The sequence below is a fragment of the Nonomuraea sp. NPDC049378 genome (assembly GCF_055586745.1).
Window position 1 is genome coordinate 151,832 of the sequence record NZ_JBVJHP010000021.1, and the last position, 21,377, is coordinate 173,208.

The window sequence follows — 21,377 nt, forward strand, 5'->3', positions numbered from 1 at the left end:
TACGACATGCGATACGCCGTACGAAACCCCCTCCGCGCCACCGGCCTGGTCGTGCTCATGGGCGTCATCATGACGATGCTCGACACCACGATCGTCAACGTCGCGCTCGGCGCCCTGGCCCGCGACTTCCACACGACGCTCGCCACCATGCAGTGGGCGGTCACCGGCTACCTGCTGGCGTTGTCGATGACGGTCCCCGTCACCGGCTGGGCGGTCGGCAGGTTCGGCGGCAGGAACGTCTGGCTGCTCTCGCTCGTGCTGTTCGTGACGGGATCCGCGCTCAGCGCCGCCGCCTGGTCGGTCGGCAGCCTGGTCGCCTTCCGCGCGGTGCAGGGACTGGGCGGTGGCCTGCTCCTGCCGGTGGGCCAGACGCTGCTGGCCCAGGCGGCCGGGCGGGAGCGGATGGGCCGCGCGATGGCCATGATCTCGGTCCCGGCGATGCTCGCGCCCGTGCTGGGGCCGCCGCTCGGCGGAGTGATCGTGGAGGGTCTCGGCTGGCGCTGGCTGTTCCTGATCAACGTGCCGGTCTGCGCGGTCGCGCTGGTGGCCGCGTACGTGCTGCTGCCCCGCGAGCCGGGCGCGAGCCCGCGCAGCCTCGACGTGGTGGGCCTCGCACTGCTCTCGCCGGGCCTGGCCGCACTGGTCCACGGGCTGTCCGAGGTGGGCAACGGCTCGTCGCCCGCGCACCCCGCGCTCTGGATCGGCGTGGCGCTGGTCGCCGCGTTCGTGCTGCGCTCGCTGCGGGCCTCAGGGGCGCTGCTGGACCTGCGGCTGCTCGCCGACCGATCGTTCGCAGCGGCGGTGTGCGCGCTGGTGTGCTACTCGGCGGCCCTGTTCGGCTTCACCGTGCTCGTACCCCTCCACAGCCAGCTCGCCGAGGGCGGCAGCGCCCTGCAGGCGGGCCTGCTGCTGGCTCCGATGGGCGTCGGCGCGGCGCTCACGATGCCGCTGGCGGGCAAGCTCACCGACAGCCGGGGTCCTCGTGGAGCGGGCGCCGCGGGCGTCGTCGTGGCGGTGACGGGCATCATGGCGTTCGTCCTGCTCGACGCGGGCCCGGTGGCGATGTTCTGGCTGGGGCTCGGGCACGGGCTGGTGTCCACGTCGGTGATGGCCGCCGCGTTCAGGACGCTGGAGCAGGCCGCCATCCCGGCCGCGACCACGCTCAGCACGATCGCGGTACGCCTCGCCGCGCCGTTCGGCGTCGCGGTGCTCACCGTGGTGCTGCAGTCGTCCACCAGGGGCGGCGCGGCCCAGCCGTTCGCGCACGCGTTCTGGGTGACCATCGCGCTGGCCGCCGTCTCGCTGGTGCCGATCGCGCTCATAGGATCGAAGTCGTGGAAAGAATCCTCGTCAGCGCCTGCCTGATGGGGCGCAGGGTGCGCTACGACGGCGGCGCGAAGACCAGCTCCGACGCCTTGCTCGCCACGTGGCGGGCGGAGGGACGGCTGGTGCCGTTCTGCCCAGAGGTCGAGGGCGGGCTGCCGGTCCCGCGCCCGGCCGCCGAGATCGAGTGCGGCGCGGGCGGCGCGGCCGTGCTCTCGGGCGCGGCGCGCGTGCTGGCGGCCGACGGCTCCGACGTGACGGCCGCGTTCCTGTCAGGCGCGCGGTCGGCGCTCGCGCTGGCGCGCTCGTCCCGGATCCGGATGGCGGTGCTCAAGGAAGGCAGCCCCTCGTGCGGCGGGCTGTCCGTCTACGACGGCACCTTCGAAGGGCGCCGCACGCCGGGTCAGGGCGTCACGACGGCGTTGCTCGAGCTCGACGGCATCCGCGTGTTCGGCGAGGACCGGCTCGACGAGGCCGCCGCCTACCTGCGCACGCTGGAGAAGTAGAAGGCTCCGGCGAGGCCCGCGGCGAGCACGGCCGCCATCGAGCCGTGATACCACGTGAGCAGCGCCGAGCCGGCCCCGCCGAGCGCCGTGGCCAGGATGCCCAGCACCACCCCGCCCAGCGCCGCCGCGTGACTGTAGATCAGCCCGTTCCAGGCCCAGGAGCGCCCGGCCAGCGCGCCGCGAGCGCCGGCGAGCACGGCGGCCACGCACAGCGTCTCGACGACCGCGGCCGGGATGATCACGGGCTCGCCCATCAGGCCGGGCACGACACCCCAGTGCGGCAGCGCGAACGACAGGAAGACCAGCGCGTAGCAGGCGGACAGCCAGCCCAGCGCCCTGCGGAGAGCGTCCATGCGGTCCACGCTCGCACCGGTCGCACGCCGTGTCGTCGTCCCTAAGGAGACGGCTCGGATACGCCGCCGGAGGTAGGGAGCAGCCGTCTCACCAGGCGGATCGCCTCGTCGATCGTCAACCTGGCGTCCTCGCCGCTCTCGCACGCGGCCACCTCGCGGCCCGCTTCGCCCATCATGGTCGTGAGCAGCACGACGAGTACGTGGCTCTCGCGCGTGTCCGCCAGGCCGAGCAGGCGTTTGTTGCCGCCGATCCAGTCGCGGCCGCGCTGCCGGCGCAGCGTGACGAACTCGGCGGGGCCGTCGTTCTCCAGGAACAACCTGGCCACCTCGCGGTGCTCCCACGAGCCTTCCAGGTAGGCGCGGGCGCCGGCGAGGAACCGTTCGGCGGCGCCGTCCGCGGCCCTGGCCGCCTTGGAGGCGCGCTCCTCCTGCCCGCGCACGAACTGCTCCCACAACGCCAGGAACAGGCCGGGCTTGCCGCCGAAGTGGTGGTAGAGGCTGCCGACGCTGATGCCGGACGCCTCGACGATGTCGGCGACGGTCGCCTCGGCGTACCCCTTGGCCAGGAAGACCTCGCGGGCGGCGCGAAGCAGCGTGTCGCGGGTGCCGCTCGACCGGCCCCACCGTCGGCTCTTCATCGGATCTCCTTCGCCGGTGCCGGGCGGTAGCGACGGCCCACAGTACCGCCGGGCGGGCGGGTGAGCAGAAGGATGTACGCCGGCTTCGCTCCGCCGGAGGAGGCGGCGCCCGGCCGCGCCCGCGAGGATCGACGGTATGACGATCGGCCTGCTGCTCACCCTCGCCGCCCTCGCGGTCGTCGACAGCACCAGCTTCGGCACCCTCGGCATCCCCGTCTACCTGCTGCTGGCCTCGGGCAGGTCGCGGGTGTCGCGGCTGCTGATCTATCTGGCCACCGTGGCGGGCTTCTATTTCCTGGTGGGGGTCGCGCTCATGCTGGGGTTGTCCACGGCGATGGACGCCTTCGGCGACGTGCTGCGCAGCGGCCCCGCCTCCTGGGTGCAGCTCGCGCTGGGCGCCGGCTTGTTCGCGCTCAGCTTCAGGTTCGACCCGAAGCGGCGCGCGAGGCTCGGCAAGCCGGAGCGCCGGTTCGAGCCGCGGGTGGGCGGGCCGCGCACGATGGTGTTGCTGGGGCTGACGGCCGGAGTGCTCGAGGTGGCCACGATGGTGCCGTACCTGGCCGCGATCGGCGTCATGACGACCTCCGGGCTGGCGGCCGGGCAGTGGGTGCCGCTGCTGGCGGCGTACGTGGGGGTGATGATCGCGCCACCGCTGGCGCTCATGGGCCTGCGCGGCGTCGCGGGTGCGTGGCTGGAGCCGAAGCTGGAGCGGCTGCGCGCGTGGCTGGCCAGGCATGCGGCCTCGGCCCTGAGCTGGGGGCTGGCGATCGTCGGGTTCCTGCTGGCGCGGGACGCGGCGGTGGTCCTGTTCTTCCGGTGACCGCGGCCGCGTGCGCCCCGCGGCCCAGTCGGACGGCCCAGTCGGACGGCCCAGTCGGATGGCCCGCCGAACGGCCCGCCGGCAGGGTCCCGGCCGGGCAGCTCGAAGGCGGTTTTCCAGGCACCTTTAGGATCGGACACCTGGAGGTGAACTGTCATGTTGCGGGCGTTTCTGAGGACGGAAGCGGGCAGCACGACCGTGCTGCTCGCCGCCACCGTGCTCGCCCTGCTGTGGGCGAACTCGCCGTGGGGCGACACGTACGAGGCCTTCTGGCACATACCGACAGGCATCTCCTTCGATGACGCGCTGTTCTCCCTCGACCTGCGGCACTGGGTCAACGACGGCCTGATGGCGGTCTTCTTCTTCCTCATCGGCCTAGAGGTGTCGTACGAAGTGCGGCTCGGGCAGCTGCGCGACCGCCGGCTGCTCGCCGTGCCGGCCGTGGCGGCGCTGGGCGGGATCCTCGTCCCGGCCGGGATCTACCTCCTGCTGAACTTCGGCGGGCCAGGAGCCGTCGGCTGGGGCGTGCCGATCGCCACCGACACCGCGTTCGTGCTGGGCGTGCTCGCCGTCGTGGGGGCCCGCTGCCCCGATCCGCTCCGGGCGTTCCTGATGACGCTGGCCATCGTGGACGACGTGCTGGCGATCCTGGTCATCGCGCTGTTCTACACGGACAGCCTGTCCGTTCCCGCGCTCCTCACCGCGTTCGGGCTGCTCGCCGCCATCCTGACCCTGCGCAAGCTGAAGATCTGGCGGGCTCCCGCGTACATCGTGCTGGGCTTCGGGCTCTGGGTGGCCACGCTGGAGAGCGGGATCCATCCCACGCTGGTCGGCATCGCGCTCGGCGTCCTGGTCTTCGTCTACGCGCCGACCGACCAGAAGCTGCTGCTCGCCGGCGAGGCCGTGCACTCGTTCACCAGCTCGCCGAGCGCGCAGGCCGCCAGGGAGGCCACGGTGCGGGTGCAGCGGGCCGTCTCCGTCAACGAGCGGCTGCGGCTGCGGTTGCAGCCGTGGAGCTCGTACGTGATCGTGCCGGTGTTCGCGCTGGCCAACGCCGGGGTGGTGCTGGACGGCGAGGCCCTGCGGGCCGCCGTCACCTCGCCCGTGTCGATCGGTGTGGCGCTGGGGCTGCTGCTGGGCAAGTTCGTCGGCATCTCGCTGGGCACGTGGGTGCCGCTGCGGTTCGGGTGGGGCAGCCTGCCGGGCAACCTGGTCTGGGGGCAGTTGTTCGGCGGCGCGGCGGTCTCCGGGATCGGTTTCACCGTCTCCCTGTTCATCGTGGACCTGGCCTTCGACGACCAGCCGGGCATCCAGTCGCAGGCGAAGATCGGGATTCTGGCGGGGTCCCTGCTGTCCGCGGTGCTGGGATGGTTGATCTTCAAGCTGGCGTGGGACCGCGGCGGGGTGTGCGCGCCGCCCGACGCGGAGCCCGAGGAGGAGCTGCCCGAGCTGCTCTCGGTGCCGGTGGGGCCCGGCGACCACGTGCGCGGGCCGGCGAAGGCCAGGGTGACGATCGTGGAGTACGGCGACTTCGAGTGCCCCTACTGCGGGCGGCTCCACCCGGTGCTGGACGAGCTGCTCAGGAAGAACCCGGACGTTCGCGTGGTGTTCCGGCACTTCCCGCTGCGCACGCTGCATCCGCGGGCCGCCTCCGCGGCGGTCGTGGCCGAGTCCGCGGACGACGCCGGACGGTTCTGGGAGATGCACGACATCCTCTTCGACAACCAGCGGTTCCTCACGGACGCGGACCTCGAGCACTACGCCGCCCAGATCGACGTCGAGCCCTGGACGGACGTCTCCCGCCACACCGCCAGGATCGCCATCGACGAGAGTTCGGGCCGCGACAGCGGCGTGCGCGGCACCCCCACCCTCTTCCTCAACGGCGTGCGCTATCAGGGCGCCCTGGATCTCGGCTCCATCGGCAAGGCGGTGGACGAAGCCCGCCGATCCACTACCGTCGTTGAGACCCCGCAACCCCCGGAGAAGGCCTGATGCTCAACGTGATCACGATCATCTTCCCCCTCGTCATGGTCGTCGTGCTGGTGGGCGGCGTCATCGTGACCGCCATGAACCGCCGCGCCCATGGGCGCGGCGCGACGCTGGGCATGGCGGGCTGCGCCGTGCTGCTCGTGGGGGTGCTGGTCAACGTCGTCCTCGGGTTCATCGCCACCTCGTTGTACGACGCCCTGGGCGCGGGCGGCGCCGCCATGCTCATCGGCGCCCTCGGCATGCTCTTCAACGCGACCGGCACGGGCCTGCTGATCGCGGGCGTGATCGCCCGGCGCGACCCGCAGCAGCCGCACCACCCGCAGCCCGGCCAGGCGCAGGGCTGGCAGCAGCAGCCGATCCAGCACCAGCAGCCCCATCCGCAGCAGCCTTACCCCCAGCAGCCCCCGCAGCAGGGCTGGCAGCAGCCGCCCTACGGCGGCGGCCAGGGTTAGCGGCCGCCGGCCGCTCTGTCGCACGGCTTCCGTCGTGTCATGTAGACGGAATATCCCCCGGAAGTGTGACAATGTGGGCCTTACTCACAAGCGCGTGGGGGGATCATGACGCGAGAGCAGCCAGACGGGCAGGAACCTGATCCCAACCGGACGATCAGGCATCGCTTCCCGCACCCGGTCCCGCCGCCCGGCCCGCCCTCGCAGGGCCCGCCGGAGTCGCCGTACACGCAGCGCCTGCCCTACACCCCTGACATGCTGCCCGACGTTCCCGTCTACGAAGCCAGGCCGCCCAGGTCCGGCTGGTGGTGGGTGATCGTGGCCGGCGGGCTGGTGCTGCTGATCGCGGCGGTGGCCGTGGCGGCGGTGTTGTGGGTGCGGAGCGACGCCGGCGCCGGGCCGCGGGCCCTCCAGCCGGAGACCGCCGTCACGCGCGCGTGAGGTCCATGACCGGGTCGTCTCCCAGGTCGGCCCGGGTCGGTGTCAGGCAGGGCTGCTCCATCCGGGCCCGCGCGCCTGGTTCACCTCGCGCACGACCTCCCAGGCGTCCGCCACCGGGCCCAGGTGCCGCAGCTTTTCGGGGTTGAGCACGGCGCGGATCGTCTGGACCTGCCCGTCGAGGATGTCGAGCGCCAACGTGTTGACGATCTTGCCGTCCCGGTCGCGGAAGATCGCGCCCGGCTGGCCGTTCATCTCGTGCGGCTCCACGACGCCGCCGATCCGTGCGAACGGCGTAGCGATGCCGCCCAGCATCCGGGCCACGTTCCCGGCGCCGAAGACGCCGTCTCCCCACAGCGGCGCCTTGCCGCCGCTGTCGCCGACCATCCGTACGTCGCCGGCGAGCAGCACGCGCAGCCCTTCCACGTCTCCTTCTCTGAAGGCGTGGAAGAAACGCCCGGCGAGTTCGTCACGCTTGCGGCGATCCGCCTCGAACCGGGCGCGCCCGTCGTCCATGTGGCGGCGCGCCCGGACGGCGAGCTGGCGGCACGCCGCCTCCGAACGCCCCACCGCGGAGGCGACCTCACCGAAGCCGAACCCGAACACCTCGCGCAGCACGAAAACCGCGCGCTCCAGCGGGCTGAGCCGCTCCAGCAGCAGCAGGGCGGCCATCGACAAGGAGTCGGCCAGCTCCGCCGACCGCGCCGGGTCCGCGTACGGGTCGGTCAGCAGCGGCTCGGGGAACCACGCGCCGGAGTACTCCTCCCGCCGCACGCGCGCCGAGCGCAGCACGTCGATCGAGATCCGGGACACCGTGGCCGCCAGGAACGCCTTGGTCGACCTGGGCTGTGCCGGTGAGGCCTCGTAACGCAGCCAGGTCTCCTGGACCGCGTCCTCTGCCTCGCTCACGCTCCCGAGAATCCGGTAGGCGATCGAGAACAGCAGCGGCCGCAGCTCCTCGAACTCCTCGGCCCGGTTCACGTCAGCTCCTCCTTGAAACCCTGCCGCCAGGAGGGGTGGCGCAGCCGCCAGCCGAGCTCCCGTTTGGCCTTGGCGTTGGAGAAGCCGCGTCCCTCGGTCATCATGGTGACCGCCGTCTTCCCTGCCAGCGGCCGGGCCAGCCATGCGGGGATCCGCATCGGCGGCTTCGCGCCCGCGCACGCCGCCAGATGGGGCAGCCACTCGCCGGCCGGGGCGGGCTCGTCGTCAACGATGTTGAACACGCCTCTGGCCTGGTGCTCCACGGCCAGGACGGTGGCGGTCGCGGCGTCGTCGAGATGCACCCACGAGCTGTGGCCGCCGCCGTCGCCGATGACCGGGTACTGCCGCTTGCGCACCAGTTCGACCTGGTCGTCGGTGGCCCCCGGCCCGTAGAACGCGCCGTAGCGCAGGACCGCGCCGCCCGCCCTGACGACCGCCTCCTCGAGGTGGCGAATCGCGTGCGCCCCCTGGCCTGTGCTCGTCGGGTCCAGCGGGTCCTCTTCCACCTTCACCCATCCGCCTGTACGGATGCCGTTCCAGGCGCCGTAGCTCTGGGCGACGAAATGGCTCACGCCGGCCGCTTCCGCGGCGGTCAGCAGGTGGTCCGTCCCTTCGACGCGTAGCCGGTTGGTGGTGGCGAACCAGCGGTCGAAGTGCTTGATATCAGGTTTGCCGGAGATGGCGGTCATCTGGTGCACCATCGTGTCCGGCCTGGCCCGTGCCACCGCCTCCCCCACTGCTACCGCGTCCAGGCCGTCCATCACGACCCCGTCGGCGCCCAGTCCCTCCAGCAGGCCCAGCTTGTCCGCGTTCGTCGTCGTCGCCGTCACCTGATGGCCACGCGCGACCAGTTGCGGCACCAGCCGCCGCCCGAGCACCCCGGTCCCGCCCGCCACGAATACCCGCATAAATCCTCATCCGCCCCAACGTGTGTGTCTTTCACCCGGGACGAGACAGCCGGGTCGTTCCGTGACATGGAAGGAGAGAGCTCCGGGAAAGACCTCGTGGCTCCGTCCGGATCCCGGGGAGAGACCGGCTCAAACCGGCCGTCCCGTTTTCCGTGTCACAGAACGGCCGGGCTGTCCCGTCCCGGGACGGACCGACTCACGCCAGACAGGAGCTCGGCCATGAACGACAACCAGAAACTGGCTTTGATCGCCGGGGCGAACAAGGGAATCGGCCGGGCGACCGCCGACCAGCTCGCCGCGCTGGGCATGACGGTTCTGATCGGCGCGAGGGACGCGCGGCGCGGTGAGGAGAGCGCGGCGGCGGTGCGGGCGGAGGGCGGCGACGCGTACGCGGTCGTCCTGGACGTCACCGACCCGGCCACCGTCCAGGAGGCCGCGAAGTGGATCGGGGACGAGGTGGCCGTGGTTGCGCTACGTCGCCACGGACAGCAACGACCACAACGGGACATCACCGCGCCACGGGCTCCGGCGTCTCCGCCTGCCAGCAGTGCGTCCAGCGGCCCTCCCCCAGTTCCGTACGTCCCGGCGCCTCGCTCGAGCACACGGGCAGCGCCACCGGGCAGCGCGGATGGAAACGGCACCCGCCGGGCGGGGCGATGAGGCTGGGCGGCTCGCCGTGCCGGGTCGCGTCGGGCGGGGTCACCCGGTCGGGGTCGGGCGCCGACTCCAGCAGCAGCCGCGTGTACGGGTGCCGGGGCGACTGGGTGACCGCCTCGCTGGGCCCGCTCTCGATGAGCCGGCCCGCGTACATCACGGTGATGTCCTCGGCGAAGTAGCGCGCGCTGGCGATGTCGTGCGTGATGTACAGCAGCGCCAGCCCGCTCTCCTTGGCCAGTTCCTCCAGCAGCCGCAGCACGCCGAGCCTGATCGACACGTCCAGCATCGACACGGGCTCGTCGGCGATCAGCGCGACGGGCTGGACGGCCAGCGCCCGTGCGATGGCCACCCGCTGCCGCTGCCCGCCGGACAGCTCGTGGGGCAGCTTGTCCATGAACTGCTCCACCGGCGTGAGGCTGACGCGTTCGAGCAGTCCGGCGACCATCTTGCGCTCCTGCTCGTCCGAGCGGGCGTGCCCGTGGATGCGCAGCGGCCTGGCCAGGTGGTAGCGCACCCGGTGGAAGGGGTTCAGCGAGGAGAACGGGTCCTGGAAGATGAGCTGCACCTGGCGCCGGTAGTCGCGGAACGCCGCCCCGCGATGCGCGCGCACCGGCTCGCCGCGCAGCAGCAGCTCGCCCGACGTGGCCGGATAGACCTGCGCGAGCAGCCGGGCCACCGTGCTCTTGCCGCAACCGCTCTCTCCCACGAGCGCCGACACGGAGCCGGCGCGCAGGGCGATCGACACGTCCTCCACGGCACGCACGGGCGGCCGCCTCCCGAACCGTTCCCTCGGCCCGCGGGCCGAGGTGAAGTGCTTGGTGAGGTTACGGCCCTCAAGAACGATCATGATGCTTCCTCCACACCGCGGCCGCCGTTCAGCAGGCACGCCACCTCGCCGTCCGCCCCGCCCGAACCACCGGTCAGCAGGGGCAGCCGCGTGGAGCACTCCTCCATGGCCCTCCCGCAGCGCGGGTGGAAGGCGCAGCCGGGCGGCAGCGAACGCAGGTCGGGTGGGGTGCCGGGGATGCCGAGCAGCTCCTCGCGGGGCCCGTGCAGGCGGGGGAACGAGCGGAGCAGGCCCAGCGTGTACGGGTGCCGCGGCGCCCTGTGCAGCGCCGCGGCGGTGCCGGTCTCGACGACGCGGCCCGCGTACATGATGGCGATCCTGTCGGAGATCTCCATGAGCAGCGACAGGTCGTGCGTGATGAACACGACCGCGAAGCCGTACTCCTCCCTGAGTGCCCTGATCTCGTGGAGGATGTCGCGCTGCACCACCACGTCGAGCGCCGTCGTCGGCTCGTCCATGATGATGACCTCGGGGTTGAGGGCGAGCGCGATCGCGATGGCGGCGCGCTGCCGCATGCCGCCCGACAGTTCGTGCGGGTACGACCGCCGCCGGTCGGCGCTGATGCCGACGCGGTGCAGCAGTTCGACGGCCCGCTCCGTCCGGTCGTTGCGGGGCATCTTGGGGGCGTGGATGCGCAGGACGTCGTCGATCTGGGCGCCGACGGTGCTGACCGGGTTGAGCGAGTTCATGGCGCTCTGGAAGACGACGGCCAGTTCCTTCCAGCGGAAGGCGCGCAACTCGTCCCGCTTGAGGGCGAGCACGTCCACGGCGGTGCCGTCCTGGCGGTGGTAGACCACCGAGCCGGAGGTGATCGCGGCGGGCGGGCGCAGCAGCCGGGCGACGGCGTTGGCCAGCGTGGACTTGCCGCTGCCGCTCTCCCCCGCGAGGCCGAGGATCTCGCCCCGCCGCAGGTCGAGCGAGACGTCGGCGACGGCGTGCACGGCGCCGGTCTGCGACAGGTAGTCGACGCCGAGGTCGCGGATCTCCAGGACGTTCATGTACGGGCCTTCCGGACCTTGACCTTGACCGTGCGCAGGCGGGGGTTCGCGATCTCGTCGATGCCGAAGTTCACCAGCGCGAGGCCGGTGCCGATGAGCGCGATGCACAATCCCGGCGGGATGAACCACCACCATGCCCCGATGAGCAGCGCCTGCCCGTTCTGGGCGAAGTAGAGCATGCTGCCCCAGCTGACCGTGGACAGGTCGGCCAGGCCCAGGAACGACAGACCGGCCTCGGCCAGGATCGCGGCGACCACGGTGGCCAGGAAGCTGGTGGCGATGACGGGCAGCAGCACGGGCATGATCTCGAAGAAGATGATCCGCAGCGGCCCCTCGCCGCTGGCCCTGGCGGCCTGGACGAAGTCGCGCCGCCGCACCGAGAGGGTCTGGGCGCGCAGGACGCGGGCGCCCCACGCCCAGCCGGTGACCGCGATCACCACCGCCACGGAGCCGACGCCGCGCTGCGGCAGGTAGCCGGCCAGCACGATGATCAGCGGGAGAGCGGGCAGCACCAGGAAGATGTTGGTGAGCACGGACAGCACCTCGTCCACCGCGCCGCCGAAATAGCCGCCGACGAGGCCGACCAGGATCGCGAGCAGGTTGGCGATGACGGCCGACAGCACGCCGACGCCCATCGAGATGCGGGCCCCGTACACGATCTGGGTGAGGATGTCCTGGCCGGTCTGCGTGGTGCCGAGCCAGTGCTCCGCCGACGGGCCCTGGAGCCCGTCCTCGCTGGTGGCCGCGGGGTCGGCGCCGATGAGCAGCGGGCCGACCAGGGCCATCAGCGCGAAGAAGACGAGGATGCCGAAGCCGATCTTGATCTTCATTCGGACTCCTGCCTGGTTCGCGGGTCGAGCACGACGTACGCCAGGTCGGCCAGGAAGTTGGCGACGAGCACGGCCAGGGAGATGACGAGGAAGATGCCCTGCATGAGCGGGAAGTCCTCGTTCTCCACGCCCTTGAGGAGCATCGACCCGATCCCCGGATACGAGAAGACGATCTCCGTCAGCACCGAGCCGCCCACCACGAAGCCGAGCGAGAGGGCGAAGCTGGTGATGTTGGGCAGGATCGCGTTGCGGGCCGCGTACGCCCACATGACCCGCCGCGAGGTCAGCCCCTTCGCCTCGGCCATGACCACGTAGTCCTCGCCCAGCGTCGTCACCATGACGTTGCGCATGCCGAGGATGCGGTCGGCCATCGACGCGATCACGATCGTGACGGCGGGCAGCGCCGCGTGGTAGAGCACGCTCGCCGCGAACTCGCCGGTCATGCCGGGCATCACGTCCAGCCCGTACGCCCTCGACACGGGGAACCACTGCAGGGTCACGCCGAAGACGAACACGAGCGCCAGCGCCACCCAGAAGTACGGGACCGCGTGCATGAACGTGGCCGCGGGCAGCACCCCGTCGAGCCAGGTGCCGCGCTTCCACGCCATGAGCACGCCCAGCGAGGTGCCGATGAGGTAGCTGATCAGGGTGGCCACGCCGACGAGCCCGACCGTCCACGGCAGGCTGTCGGCGATGACCGTGGACACCTCGGTGGGGAAGAAGGTGATCGAGCGGCCCAGCTCGCCGCGCGCGAGATTGCCCAGGTAGTCGAGGTACTGCTGCCAGAGGTTCGCGTCGCTGATGCCGAACGCGCGGCGCATCGCGTCGATGGCAGCCGGTTCGACGTTGCCCTTCATCCTGGCCACGAGCAGTTCCACCGGATCCCCCGGCATGAGCCGGGGGATCAGGAAGTTGAGCGTGATGGCGGCCCAGGCCGTCAGGAGGTAGAAGCCGAGCCGCCGAGCCAGGAACCTCACTTGGCGGCCGGCTTCAGATGCAGCAGCACCACGGCGGCGTCGGGCGAGGTGTAGGGCGACGGCATCGCGTACGGGTCCTGCTCGGACGGCCAGCCGACGTACTTGTTCGTGCGGTACTGCGCCCACGACGGGCTGTAGAACAGCGGCAGCGTGGGCAGCTTCTCCACCATGATCTTGCCGAGCCCCTGCGTGGCCTTCTGCTGCTCGGCCTCGTCCTCGGTGGCGGCGTAGTCCTCGATCAGGCGGTCGGTCTCGGAGTCCTTCCAGCGCTGGTAGTTGCCGGTCGCCGACTCGCCGACGGGCTCGGCCAGGCCGCCGAAGAGCATCGAGCGCATCTGGTAGTAGGGGGTCGGCCCGGACGCGGTGGCCCTGATCGACAGCTCGTAGTTGCCCTTGCCGACCTTGGACACCCAGTCCTGGAACGCCACGCCCCTGGTGTCGACGGTGATGCCGATCTTGGCGAGGTCCTCCCGGATGAGCTGGGCGGCGTTGACCCAGTCGGTGAACGGTGAGGGCACCAGCAGCGTGAACTTCAGCTTGGCCGGATCGACGCCCTTCAGCAGTTCCTTGGCCTTGGCCAGGTCCACCTTGAACGCGGCGTCCTTGTACTCGGGCGGCACGTACGCCTCCCCGCCCGGCATCGGCACGCCGGTCGGATGCGCGACCTTGGTGTAGCCGCGCTCGGCCACCCGGACGATCTTGTCACGGTCGATGGCGAGGCTGATGGCCTGGCGCACCTCCGGCTTGGACAGGATCGGATGGGTCAGGTTGGGCAGCAGCGTCACCACGCCCTCGGGCGGGAAGAAGAACTTGTTCTGCTCCGGCTTGCCCTGCACGTAGATCTTCTGGATGTCCGGCACGAACGCGCCCGCCCAGTCGACCTCGCCCTGCTGGAGCGCCGTCTGGACGGCATTTGCGGTGTACGCGGGGAAGCGCAGCACCGGCACCTCGGGCTTGCCCGGCTGCCAGTAGGACGGGTTCTTGACCATCTCGTACAGCTGGGCCGAGAACTTCGACAGCGTGTAGGGGCCGGTGCCGACCGGCTTGGAGTTGGTGAAGGTGACCGGGTCCTTCTGCTTCTCCCACAGGTGCTTGGGCACGATCGGCGAGTTGCCGGCGATGTTGAACAGCTTGGCGTAGGAGGTGTTCTCGAAGTCGATCCGCACCTTGTCCGGCGCCAGCGCCTCGGCGCCGGTGATCTCCAGCGCGTTCCTGTTGAGCTCCGGGTTGTCCTTGAGCATCTGGAACGTGAAGGCGACGTCGTCGGCGGTGAACGGCTTCCCGTCGGACCACTTCACGCCCTGGCGAAGGGTGAAGGTGAGCGATTTGCCCTTGTCAGACCATTCGTGCTTCAGCGCCAGCCACGGCGTGATCTCGCCGGGCTTGAGCTTGTTGAAGTACATGAGGGTCTCGTGGATCATCCCGCTCGTCCCGAAGTTCACGCCTTCGAGGTGGTACGGGTTGAAGTCCTCCTGGAACGTGCCCGCGTCCACGGCGTGGATGATCAGCGGCGGGGCGTTCTCACCTTCACCGCTCCCGCCGGAGCCTCCGCCGCCGGAACAGCCGGCGAGGGTGAGGGCGGCGAGCACCGCCAGCAGACGTTTCACGGGGGGCCTGATCATTGGAGGGCTGCCTTTCCGAAATACTTCGTCCGGAGGACGCGCGAGCCCTTCGGGGCGGCGAACGCCTGCGCGCGGCCGTATCCGGCTGGTGCACCGCGCACGACGGTCAGCGCGCGGTAGTAGTCGACGTAGGGGAAGCCGTAGGTCTCGCCCCTGGCGTAGGCGTAGCCGGTGATGGCCTGTGACCAGATCTCGTACGCCTCCTCGCTGAGCTCGACGAACACGTCGGGGGCGTAACCCTCGGCGTCCTCCCAGTTGTCGGCGTAGTAGAGCTCGCTCGCCCAGTAGGCGGGCTGCTCGCGTTCGAGGGTCTTCAGCCCGCCGTAGAAGCGGGCGTCCTCGACGATGCGGTGGGTGCGAGCGTGATCCTTGTGGATGGACGCGCCCCAATGGGTCAGGATGACGTCCGGCCGCAGCTCCCTGATCTGGTCGCCGACGCGCATCTTGACCTCGTCGTCCTCGGGGAGCAGGCCGTCCTCGTAGTCGAGGAAGCGCACGCCGGCGCCGATCCGCTCGGCGAACGTCTCGGCCTCCTCGCGCTTCTGCTTGGCGTAGTCGGCCACGGACATGCGGGGATGGCCGCGCTCGCCGAGCGTCAGGTGCAGCAGCGTCGCGCGGTCGCCGCGCAGGACGTGCTGGGCGAGCACGGCGCCCGCGGTCAGGTCGAGGTCGCCCGCGTGGGCGCCGATGGCCAGAACGTGCGTCATGCTTCTCGCCTCATCACGTGGAACCGCCTGGTGATCTCGTAACCGGCCTTGGTGTAGAGGTGGCCGGCGGGGCTGGTCTCGCCGGTCCACAGGAACCACGACGAGTGGAGCCCTTCGGCCCGCATCATCGTCATGGTGAGATGGAGCAGGATCTTGCCGAGGCCGGTGCCGCGCTGCCCCGGGTCGACGCCGAAGGGGCCGAACCGCTCGGGGATGCCGCGGTAGGCCGCGTAGAGGGCGAAGCCCACGATCCCGTCCTTCTTCGCGATCACGATGCGATCGGGGTCGCGGTGGTGGCGGATCGCCTCGCCCCAGTCGGGGTTGAAGGCGTCGGCCGCGAACCGGATCAGCTCCGGCAGCTCGCCCACGGCGGGGTTGCGGAAGACGTACCCCTCGCTCTCGCGCCTGGCGCGCAGCTCGTGCACGTCCTCCGGCGTCACGTAGCCGACGAGCGTGCGGTCCATCGCGACCGGCGAGTACAGCGTACGGAAGCCCAGCGACTCCAGCAGCCGGAAGCCGGCGGGGTAGAGCTCCGGGTCGGCGCCCGGCAGCACGTAGTTCGGCGTATAGGACGAAAAATCCACCCGCGTTCGGCCGGCGCCCTCCAGAAACGCCAGCGCCTCCCCCACCAGCCGCCGCCCCAGCCCGCCGCCGCGATGCTCCGGCGCGACGAAGAAGAACGGGATCCAGCCGGTCTCCGGCTCCAGATCGGTGCCGGGGGCAAGGGGCGTCAGCCTGCGGACGGCGTACGCGCAGCCCACCACCTGCCCGTCCACCACGGCCACCCGCAGGCCCTCGGGGTCGAAGTTCGGGTCGAGCAGCACGCAGTCCCGCAACCATCCGGAGGTGGTGGGATCTCCTGGCATGCTCCTGTTCCAGGCGTCCACCAGGGAGCGTTCGTCGCCGGGCGCGAACGCGCGGACAGTCACCATGGGGGTCCTTTCACGCTGCTGCTGTCCCGCCACAGCTTTCCCAGTGTTAACCGCCCAGGTCAAGCGATGTAGGAAGAAATTTTCCATCTCGCAGTAAATGTGGAAAATTAGTTTCGCGTGCGGTAACTATGGACGGTTGCCCATTCGCCCTGCTTGTCCCAGCCCTCACCCGCCCGGGTGACCGGACCGCGCACCGGTTCCAGGCGCCGCGCCCGCGTGAGGAATGCGTGCTGGAGGGGCCGCGCCCCTCCAGCACGCTCCCCCGCCGGGCGGGCAACCCCCTGTCCACCCGGCGAGCTCGTGACCTCGGCGGTCAGCCCCGGGCGCCCCCGAACGGGCGCCCGGGCCGCCGCCCGCCCGCGGCGCCGGACCCCTCCGCGCCGCCGGTCATTTCAGTCCGGCGAGGAACGTCTTCGCCACTTGCGTCACGGCGGACTTGGCGACCGCGGGCTCGAAGACCGGCTTCTCGTAGTCGTCGGCCTCGACGATGCCGCCGCCGGCCGTCGTGCCCCTGAAGGAGAACTCGACCGTACGCTCGCCGGACAGAACCTTGATCAGCAACTCCTGCCGGGGTTCTTCGTCCTGCTCGCCCGGCGTGGTGGTCGAGGACACCACGGCGAACGCCTTCTCCCCGAGCCCCGAAAGCTCCTCCCTGGGCCCGTACGTGGTGTGGCTCACGCTGTTGCCGATGCCGCCCTTGGCGCGGTAGCGGTCGTACTTCCTGGCATCACGATCGAACTGGAAGTCCGACCCGCTGCTGCCGTCCTTCCCCCAGTCGACGACGTGGACGCGCAGGCTTCCGCCCCTGGTGGTGTACTCCTGGCCCGGCTCGTGCTTCACCGCCTCCTGGATGGCCCAGGTGCAGGTGGTCTGCTTGATGCGCCCGTCGTTGTCGCCCACGGACGGCCCCGTGACGGCGGGGAAGAACGCCGACTGCACGTCCGCGACGCTGATGATCCCGCAGGGCCCGCCGACCTTGACCTTCGAGGCGTCCTTGGCCATCTCCGCGGTGATGCGCTCGGCGACCTTGCCGGCCGCGGCGCGCACCTCGTCGCCCGACGGGTACTTCCGGCCGGAACGGTTGCTGCCGCCGTACCGGACCTTGATCAGCCACGGCCCCTGCCGGACGTACACCTCGGCGGACAGGCCGCTGTGCCCGATCGAGCTCTGGCTGTACGAGGCGTCGCCGTGGTCCAGCTTGATGGTCTCGCCGAACGACGAGCCGGAGGTCTTCCCGTCGATCCGCTGCCCGTCCCGTACGTTGACGCGCCCTTCGTGCGCCTTCCTGTCCCGCTCGAAGCGGTCCTTGGCGTACGCGATCGCGTTCCGGGTGTCGGAGCTCCTGGCCTGGACGGAGATGTTCAGGCTGCGATGGCCGATGACGCCGCCGCCGACGTCCATCTTGTTGTTTCGCCACCCGCAGCTCGCCTGCTTGTCGTCCTCCGCGGCGGCCCCGGTGGACGCGTCCCTCCCGCCGTACTTGCCGTCGGTGACGAGGCTCTTGCGCAGGGCGTCCGGGATGGCGTCGCAGAGCTGGGACCCGGTGATCGGCCGCAGCTTCACCGCCTCGGCGGCCGGGGTCGCCGAGGGCGTCCGCACCAGTCTGGGCCGCTTGCCGGACGGGTCGGGCGGCGGCCCTGGTCCGTCGCTGAACTGCTGGATGAGCAGCCACCCTCCGGCCGCCCCGCCGATCAGGACGACGGCGAGCACGGCCACGATGGCGATCAGCGGCCCCTTCCCACCGCCGTTGCGCCGAGGAGGCCGCCCAGGACCGCCCGGCCACGGCCCTCCAGGACCGCTCTGACCCGGCCCGCCCGGCCAGGGACCTCCAGAACCGCTCTGACCCGCCCCGCCGGGACCGCCCGGCCGCGGACCCTGCCCTCCGGGCCCCATCGGCGGGAAGCCACCGCCCTGTTGCCCCGGCATCCCCTGCGCGCCAGGCCCGTACGGCGGCCCTGAGGGGCCGTGCCCCGGAGACGGCGGGAATGGGGTGGACATCAGCGACCCTTCACAGCAGAGCGGCAGAACCTTGACCGGGTGGCCACACCAGCCGAAAGGCCGTGTCCGACGGAGCACGAGGGGGGCCTGCCGTCCTTCGGCGGCCAGGCATGCGTCCGCCCCCGCGCTCGAACCGTGGCCGGGTCCGAGCCTACGGACGGCCCGCACGCGGGCGTGTCAGGCGAACACCCGACAACCCGGTCACGGTTCGGTCGAGCCGGGTGCACGCGCGACCTCCGTCGCCGGATCGGCGCCCCGGCCGCACATACGAACAACGGCGGCGCCCCTGAAGGACACCGCCGTTCTCATGCCGACCCCGCGGGTGGAGCTATGGGGATTCGAACCCCAGACCTCCTCCATGCCATGGAGGCGCGCTACCAACTGCGCCATAGCCCCTGATCACCGCTCCGAGCACACCCGTTGCGGCGCTCGGAGAGCATATAGCCATCCGCCGCGATTCTCCTAATCGCGCGGGCACACCGGAACGCTCCCGTACGGCCCCCGAGCCGTACGGACCTCAGGCCACGGCCTCCGGCCGGTCGTCACTGTTGACCGGCTCCGGCAGGGTGCCCGCGTTGTGTTCCAGCAGCCGCCAGCCCTTGCGCCCTTCCTGCAGCACGGACCAGGAGCAGTTGCCCAGCCCGCCGAGCGCCGGCCACAGCTCCTCCGGCAGCCCGAGCAGCTCGCAGATCCCGAGCCGCAGCGCGGCCCCGTGCGAGGCCACGACGAGCAGCCCGTCGTCGTCGAGGCGGCCGGCCCACTTGCGCATCGCGGCCGCCACCCGGGCGGCCACGTCACCGACGGGTTCTCCGTCCGGTGCCTCCCAGGCGGCGTACTCGTCGGGCCAGCGCGCGGCGATCTCCTCGCGCGTCAGCCCTTCCCATTGACCACCGCCGCGCTCGCGGAAGTCCTTGTCGACCGCCACGTCGAGCCCGACGACCCGCCCGAGCGCCAGCGCGGTGTCGTTGGCCCGCTGGAGGTCGGAGGAGACGATCAGGGTGGGACGCAGCGATGCCAGCAGCGACGCGGCCCTGGCCGCCTGCGCCATGCCGGTCTCGTCGAGAGGGATGTCGGAGTGGCCCTGGAAGCGCCGCTCGACGTTCCACAACGTCTGCCCGTGACGCAGACACACGATCCTTTTACTCAACTGCGGGCCCGCTGCAGATTGGCCTGCATGACGCTCTCCGGCAGCGTGATGGCCGGGCAGTCCTTCCAGAGGCGCTCGAGCGCGTAGAACGTACGGTCTTCCTCGTGCTGGACGTGCACGACGATGTCGATGTAGTCGAGCAGCACCCAGCGGCCCTCGCGCTCGCCCTCTCGGCGCACGGGCTTGGCGTCGGCCTCGGTGCGCAGCCGCTCTTCGATCTCGTCGACGATGGCGCGTACCTGACGGTCGTTGGTGGCGGAGCAGAGCAGGAAGGCGTCGGTGATGACGAGCTGTTCGCTCACGTCGTATGCGAGGATGTCATCGGCCAGCTTGTCGGCCGCGGCCTCCGCGGCGATGCGCACGAGCTGGACGGATCTGTCAGATGCGGTCACGATGCGGGTCTGTCCTCCTGTGTCGGCAGCAAGCCTTATGTTGAGCGTACCCTTCCGGGCCGAAACCCCTCACCCACAGCGTGACGACCTTCAGCCGGTGGCGTGATAGAGCCCGCGCTTGTTGATGTACTGCACGATCCCGTCAGGCACCAGATACCAGATCGGTTCGCCCTTGGCGACCCGCTGGCGGCACTCCGACGACGAGATGGCCAGCGCGGGGATCTCCAGCAGCGTCACCTTGCCGTCGGGCAGGCCGGGGTCGTGCAGCGTGTGGCCGGGGCGCGTGCAGCCGACGAAGTGGGCCAGCTCGAACAACTCGCCGGCGTCCTGCCAGCCGAGGATGGCGCCGAGGGCGTCGGCGCCGGTGATGAAGAAAAGGTCGGTCTGCGGACCATAAACGTCCGATACATCACGCAATGTGTCGATAGTGAAGGTAGGGCCAGGGCGATCCACGTCCACCCTGCTCACGGAGAAGCGGGGGTTCGACGCCGTCGCGATGACCGTCATCAGATAGCGGTCCTCCGCCGCCGAGACCTCACGCTCGGACTTCTGGTACGGCCGTCCGGTCGGTACGAAGACGACCTCGTCGAGATGGAAATGGTGGGCCGCTTCGCTGGCCGCGACAAGGTGTCCATGATGGATGGGATCGAACGTCCCGCCCATCACGCCCACTCGCCGCTTCCCCTGGATACCAGGCGCGTTCATCATGAATCGGACCTTACGCGGACGTCCTACGACAACATGATGGCACCCCCCTGAGTGATGTCCGCGCATCGCTTCGGTTGCGGACGTAGCATGCCGGGCATGACGACCACCCCGGACCGCAACCGCGTCCAACTGCCCGGCATATCGTCCCGAGCCTACGAACACCCCGCAGACCGGTCCGCCCTGGTCGCTCTGCGTAAGTTGAGTGGGTTCGACACAGTTCTCAAGCAGATGTCCGGCCTCGTCAGCGAGCGCCGGTTGCGCCTGATGTATCTTGCGTCGGCCGTACGCGTGAGCGAGACCCAGTTCCGCTCGCTCTACGACATGGGCCGCGACGCCGCCTACACCCTCGACCTGCACCGGATCCCCGAGATCTACGTCCAGCAGGACCCGCAGGTCCAGGCCAAGGCCATCGGCTTCGACGACCCGTTCATCGTCGTGACCACCGGCCTGCTCAACCTCATGAACGAGGAGGAGCAGCGCTTCGTCATCGGCCACGAGACCTCGCACATCCTGTCGGGGCACGCGGTCTACCGGACGATGCTCGACATCCTCACCCGCCTCGCCACCCGCGTCGCCTGGATCCCGCTCGGCTACATCGGCCTGCGCGCGATCGTCGCGGGCCTGGAGGAGTGGTACCGCAAGTCCGAGCTGTCCTCCGACCGCGGCGGCCTGCTCACGGGACAGAACCCCGAGGCGGCCAAGCGCGCGCTGATGAAGCTCGCCGGCGGCGACTACACCCACGAGATGAACATCGAGGCGTTCCTCGCGCAGTACCAGGAATACGACACCGCGGGCGACCTTCGCGACGGCTTCCTCAAGGTGCTCAACCTGCTCGGCACCACCCACCCGTTCGCGGTGGTGCGCGTGGCGGAGCTGGACAAGTGGCAGCGCAGCGGCGAGTACGACCGGATCATCGGCGGCGACTACCCGCGCAGGGAAGACGACGCCAACGCCCGGGTGACCGACGAGATGAAGGCTGCGGCAGAGTCCTACCGCGCCTCGTGGCAGCAGTCGCAGGACCCGTTCATCGGCGTCCTGCGCGACGTGGCCGAGGGCGCCGTCAACGCGGGCGAGCGCATCTTCAACCGCTTCTCCCGCCGCGACGGCGGCCAGGGCTGACGGGAGCGCCGCACGCGGCCGATCAGCGTGATCGACCG

General features: G+C 70.7%; 22 protein-coding genes, 1 tRNA gene and 1 pseudogene. 8 read left to right on the plus strand and 16 right to left on the minus strand.

Translation table 11 applies throughout. From position 1 onward, the window contains the following. Positions 1-6 precede the first annotated feature (6 nt). Together ACZ6SA_RS38010 and ACZ6SA_RS38015 are read left to right on the plus strand one after the other, a co-directional pair. Positions 7-1,365, plus strand: a complete 1,359-nt coding sequence (locus ACZ6SA_RS38010) for a DHA2 family efflux MFS transporter permease subunit (RefSeq protein WP_347650270.1) — start codon at positions 7-9, stop codon at positions 1,363-1,365. After that, positions 1,335-1,829 carry a 2-thiouracil desulfurase family protein gene (locus tag ACZ6SA_RS38015; protein WP_347650269.1) on the plus strand — a complete coding sequence of 165 codons (495 nt, stop codon included), beginning with the start codon at positions 1,335-1,337 and terminating at the stop codon, positions 1,827-1,829. The genes ACZ6SA_RS38010 and ACZ6SA_RS38015 overlap by 31 nt, the downstream gene beginning before the upstream one ends. Here the strand turns inward: ACZ6SA_RS38015 and ACZ6SA_RS38020 are convergent. Next, positions 1,805-2,182 (minus strand): hypothetical protein, encoded by a 378-nt coding sequence (locus ACZ6SA_RS38020; RefSeq protein WP_347650268.1) that lies wholly within the window; start codon positions 2,180-2,182, stop codon positions 1,805-1,807. The two genes, ACZ6SA_RS38015 and ACZ6SA_RS38020, sit on opposite strands and share 25 nt — an antisense overlap. Positions 2,183-2,223: 41 nt before the next feature. Next, positions 2,224-2,820, minus strand: coding sequence for a TetR/AcrR family transcriptional regulator (locus ACZ6SA_RS38025; protein WP_347650267.1), 597 nt, complete (start codon positions 2,818-2,820; stop codon positions 2,224-2,226). Between the two features lie 136 nt (positions 2,821-2,956). Between ACZ6SA_RS38025 and ACZ6SA_RS38030 the strand changes: the two genes are divergently transcribed. The 4 genes from ACZ6SA_RS38030 (at position 2,957) to ACZ6SA_RS38045 (ending at position 6,519) form a co-directional block, all read left to right on the plus strand. Next, complete coding sequence (locus ACZ6SA_RS38030; protein WP_347650266.1) at positions 2,957-3,640, plus strand: GAP family protein; 684 nt, start codon at positions 2,957-2,959, stop codon at positions 3,638-3,640. A gap of 156 nt (positions 3,641-3,796) precedes the next feature. Next, the gene (nhaA, locus tag ACZ6SA_RS38035) at positions 3,797-5,632 is read left to right on the plus strand and encodes a Na+/H+ antiporter NhaA (protein WP_347650265.1); all 1,836 of its coding nucleotides are present in this window, start codon (positions 3,797-3,799) and stop codon (positions 5,630-5,632) included. Further along, positions 5,632-6,081, plus strand: a complete 450-nt coding sequence (locus ACZ6SA_RS38040) for a hypothetical protein (protein WP_347650264.1) — start codon at positions 5,632-5,634, stop codon at positions 6,079-6,081. The genes nhaA and ACZ6SA_RS38040 overlap by 1 nt, the downstream gene beginning before the upstream one ends. A 105-nt stretch (positions 6,082-6,186) precedes the next feature. Next, the gene (locus tag ACZ6SA_RS38045) at positions 6,187-6,519 is read left to right on the plus strand and encodes a hypothetical protein (RefSeq protein WP_443150921.1); all 333 of its coding nucleotides are present in this window, start codon (positions 6,187-6,189) and stop codon (positions 6,517-6,519) included. Positions 6,520-6,561: 42 nt separating this feature from the next. On the opposite strand, the gene ACZ6SA_RS38050 is transcribed toward ACZ6SA_RS38045, so the two are convergent. Both ACZ6SA_RS38050 and ACZ6SA_RS38055 read right to left on the minus strand, forming a co-directional pair. After that, a complete protein-coding gene (locus ACZ6SA_RS38050; protein ID WP_347650262.1) occupies positions 6,562-7,497 on the minus strand; it encodes an RNA polymerase sigma-70 factor in 936 nt (311 codons plus the stop codon). Continuing rightward, positions 7,494-8,405, minus strand: a complete 912-nt coding sequence (locus ACZ6SA_RS38055; RefSeq protein ID WP_465833713.1) for an NAD-dependent epimerase/dehydratase family protein — start codon at positions 8,403-8,405, stop codon at positions 7,494-7,496. Before ACZ6SA_RS38055 ends, ACZ6SA_RS38050 begins: the two co-directional genes overlap by 4 nt. A 219-nt stretch (positions 8,406-8,624) precedes the next feature. On the opposite strand from ACZ6SA_RS38055, the pseudogene ACZ6SA_RS38060 reads away from it, so the two are divergent. Further along, positions 8,625-8,804: pseudogene (locus ACZ6SA_RS38060) on the plus strand (SDR family NAD(P)-dependent oxidoreductase); the annotation flags it as partial. Positions 8,805-8,913: 109 nt separating this feature from the next. On the opposite strand, the gene ACZ6SA_RS38065 reads toward ACZ6SA_RS38060, so the two are convergent. From ACZ6SA_RS38065 to nadD, 12 genes are all read right to left on the minus strand, one after another. Then, on the minus strand, positions 8,914-9,909 hold the full coding sequence (locus ACZ6SA_RS38065; protein WP_465833715.1) for an ABC transporter ATP-binding protein: 996 nt from the start codon (positions 9,907-9,909) through the stop codon (positions 8,914-8,916). Next, positions 9,906-10,907, minus strand: a complete 1,002-nt coding sequence (locus ACZ6SA_RS38070) for an ABC transporter ATP-binding protein (protein ID WP_465833717.1) — start codon at positions 10,905-10,907, stop codon at positions 9,906-9,908. The genes ACZ6SA_RS38065 and ACZ6SA_RS38070 overlap by 4 nt, the downstream gene beginning before the upstream one ends. Continuing rightward, on the minus strand, positions 10,904-11,737 hold the full coding sequence (locus ACZ6SA_RS38075; protein ID WP_132606084.1) for an ABC transporter permease: 834 nt from the start codon (positions 11,735-11,737) through the stop codon (positions 10,904-10,906). Before ACZ6SA_RS38075 ends, ACZ6SA_RS38070 begins: the two co-directional genes overlap by 4 nt. Then, complete coding sequence (locus tag ACZ6SA_RS38080; RefSeq protein ID WP_465833719.1) at positions 11,734-12,714, minus strand: ABC transporter permease; 981 nt, start codon at positions 12,712-12,714, stop codon at positions 11,734-11,736. Before ACZ6SA_RS38080 ends, ACZ6SA_RS38075 begins: the two co-directional genes overlap by 4 nt. After that, positions 12,711-14,321, minus strand: coding sequence for an ABC transporter substrate-binding protein (locus ACZ6SA_RS38085; RefSeq protein ID WP_347650257.1), 1,611 nt, complete (start codon positions 14,319-14,321; stop codon positions 12,711-12,713). Before ACZ6SA_RS38085 ends, ACZ6SA_RS38080 begins: the two co-directional genes overlap by 4 nt. An 11-nt stretch (positions 14,322-14,332) precedes the next feature. Continuing rightward, positions 14,333-15,043, minus strand: a complete 711-nt coding sequence (locus ACZ6SA_RS38090; RefSeq protein ID WP_465833722.1) for a PIG-L deacetylase family protein — start codon at positions 15,041-15,043, stop codon at positions 14,333-14,335. Then, positions 15,040-15,975 (minus strand): GNAT family N-acetyltransferase, encoded by a 936-nt coding sequence (locus ACZ6SA_RS38095; RefSeq protein ID WP_347650255.1) that lies wholly within the window; start codon positions 15,973-15,975, stop codon positions 15,040-15,042. Before ACZ6SA_RS38095 ends, ACZ6SA_RS38090 begins: the two co-directional genes overlap by 4 nt. A gap of 387 nt (positions 15,976-16,362) precedes the next feature. After that, positions 16,363-17,691 carry a hypothetical protein gene (locus ACZ6SA_RS38100; protein WP_465833724.1) on the minus strand — a complete coding sequence of 443 codons (1,329 nt, stop codon included), beginning with the start codon at positions 17,689-17,691 and terminating at the stop codon, positions 16,363-16,365. Between the two features lie 605 nt (positions 17,692-18,296). Continuing rightward, positions 18,297-18,369: transfer RNA gene (locus tag ACZ6SA_RS38105), tRNA-Ala, on the minus strand. 121 nt (positions 18,370-18,490) lie between these two features. Further along, a complete protein-coding gene (locus ACZ6SA_RS38110; RefSeq protein WP_347650253.1) occupies positions 18,491-19,120 on the minus strand; it encodes a histidine phosphatase family protein in 630 nt (209 codons plus the stop codon). Further along, positions 19,117-19,512, minus strand: coding sequence for a ribosome silencing factor (gene rsfS / locus ACZ6SA_RS38115; protein ID WP_347650252.1), 396 nt, complete (start codon positions 19,510-19,512; stop codon positions 19,117-19,119). The genes ACZ6SA_RS38110 and rsfS overlap by 4 nt, the downstream gene beginning before the upstream one ends. Positions 19,513-19,602: 90 nt before the next feature. Further along, positions 19,603-20,220, minus strand: coding sequence for a nicotinate-nucleotide adenylyltransferase (gene nadD / locus ACZ6SA_RS38120; protein WP_347650251.1), 618 nt, complete (start codon positions 20,218-20,220; stop codon positions 19,603-19,605). 87 nt (positions 20,221-20,307) lie between these two features. On the opposite strand from nadD, the gene ACZ6SA_RS38125 reads away from it, so the two are divergent. Further along, a complete protein-coding gene (locus ACZ6SA_RS38125; protein ID WP_443150911.1) occupies positions 20,308-21,339 on the plus strand; it encodes a M48 family metallopeptidase in 1,032 nt (343 codons plus the stop codon). The last annotated feature ends 38 nt before the right edge of the window (positions 21,340-21,377 follow it).

Coding starts and splice junctions, on each gene's coding strand:
- ACZ6SA_RS38095 (WP_347650255.1), bottom strand. CDS start 15,975: ATGGTGACTGTCCGCGCGTTCGCGCCCGGCGACGAACGCTCCCTGGTG.
- ACZ6SA_RS38030 (WP_347650266.1), top strand. CDS start 2,957: ATGACGATCGGCCTGCTGCTCACCCTCGCCGCCCTCGCGGTCGTCGAC.
- ACZ6SA_RS38065 (WP_465833715.1), bottom strand. CDS start 9,909: ATGATCGTTCTTGAGGGCCGTAACCTCACCAAGCACTTCACCTCGGCC.
- ACZ6SA_RS38125 (WP_443150911.1), top strand. CDS start 20,308: ATGCCGGGCATGACGACCACCCCGGACCGCAACCGCGTCCAACTGCCC.
- ACZ6SA_RS38025 (WP_347650267.1), bottom strand. CDS start 2,820: ATGAAGAGCCGACGGTGGGGCCGGTCGAGCGGCACCCGCGACACGCTG.
- ACZ6SA_RS38090 (WP_465833722.1), bottom strand. CDS start 15,043: ATGACGCACGTTCTGGCCATCGGCGCCCACGCGGGCGACCTCGACCTG.
- ACZ6SA_RS38020 (WP_347650268.1), bottom strand. CDS start 2,182: ATGGACGCTCTCCGCAGGGCGCTGGGCTGGCTGTCCGCCTGCTACGCG.
- ACZ6SA_RS38010 (WP_347650270.1), top strand. CDS start 7: ATGCGATACGCCGTACGAAACCCCCTCCGCGCCACCGGCCTGGTCGTG.
- ACZ6SA_RS38055 (WP_465833713.1), bottom strand. CDS start 8,405: ATGCGGGTATTCGTGGCGGGCGGGACCGGGGTGCTCGGGCGGCGGCTG.
- nadD (WP_347650251.1), bottom strand. CDS start 20,220: ATGATGAACGCGCCTGGTATCCAGGGGAAGCGGCGAGTGGGCGTGATG.
- ACZ6SA_RS38075 (WP_132606084.1), bottom strand. CDS start 11,737: ATGAAGATCAAGATCGGCTTCGGCATCCTCGTCTTCTTCGCGCTGATG.
- ACZ6SA_RS38070 (WP_465833717.1), bottom strand. CDS start 10,907: ATGAACGTCCTGGAGATCCGCGACCTCGGCGTCGACTACCTGTCGCAG.
- ACZ6SA_RS38040 (WP_347650264.1), top strand. CDS start 5,632: ATGCTCAACGTGATCACGATCATCTTCCCCCTCGTCATGGTCGTCGTG.
- nhaA (WP_347650265.1), top strand. CDS start 3,797: ATGTTGCGGGCGTTTCTGAGGACGGAAGCGGGCAGCACGACCGTGCTG.
- ACZ6SA_RS38045 (WP_443150921.1), top strand. CDS start 6,187: ATGACGCGAGAGCAGCCAGACGGGCAGGAACCTGATCCCAACCGGACG.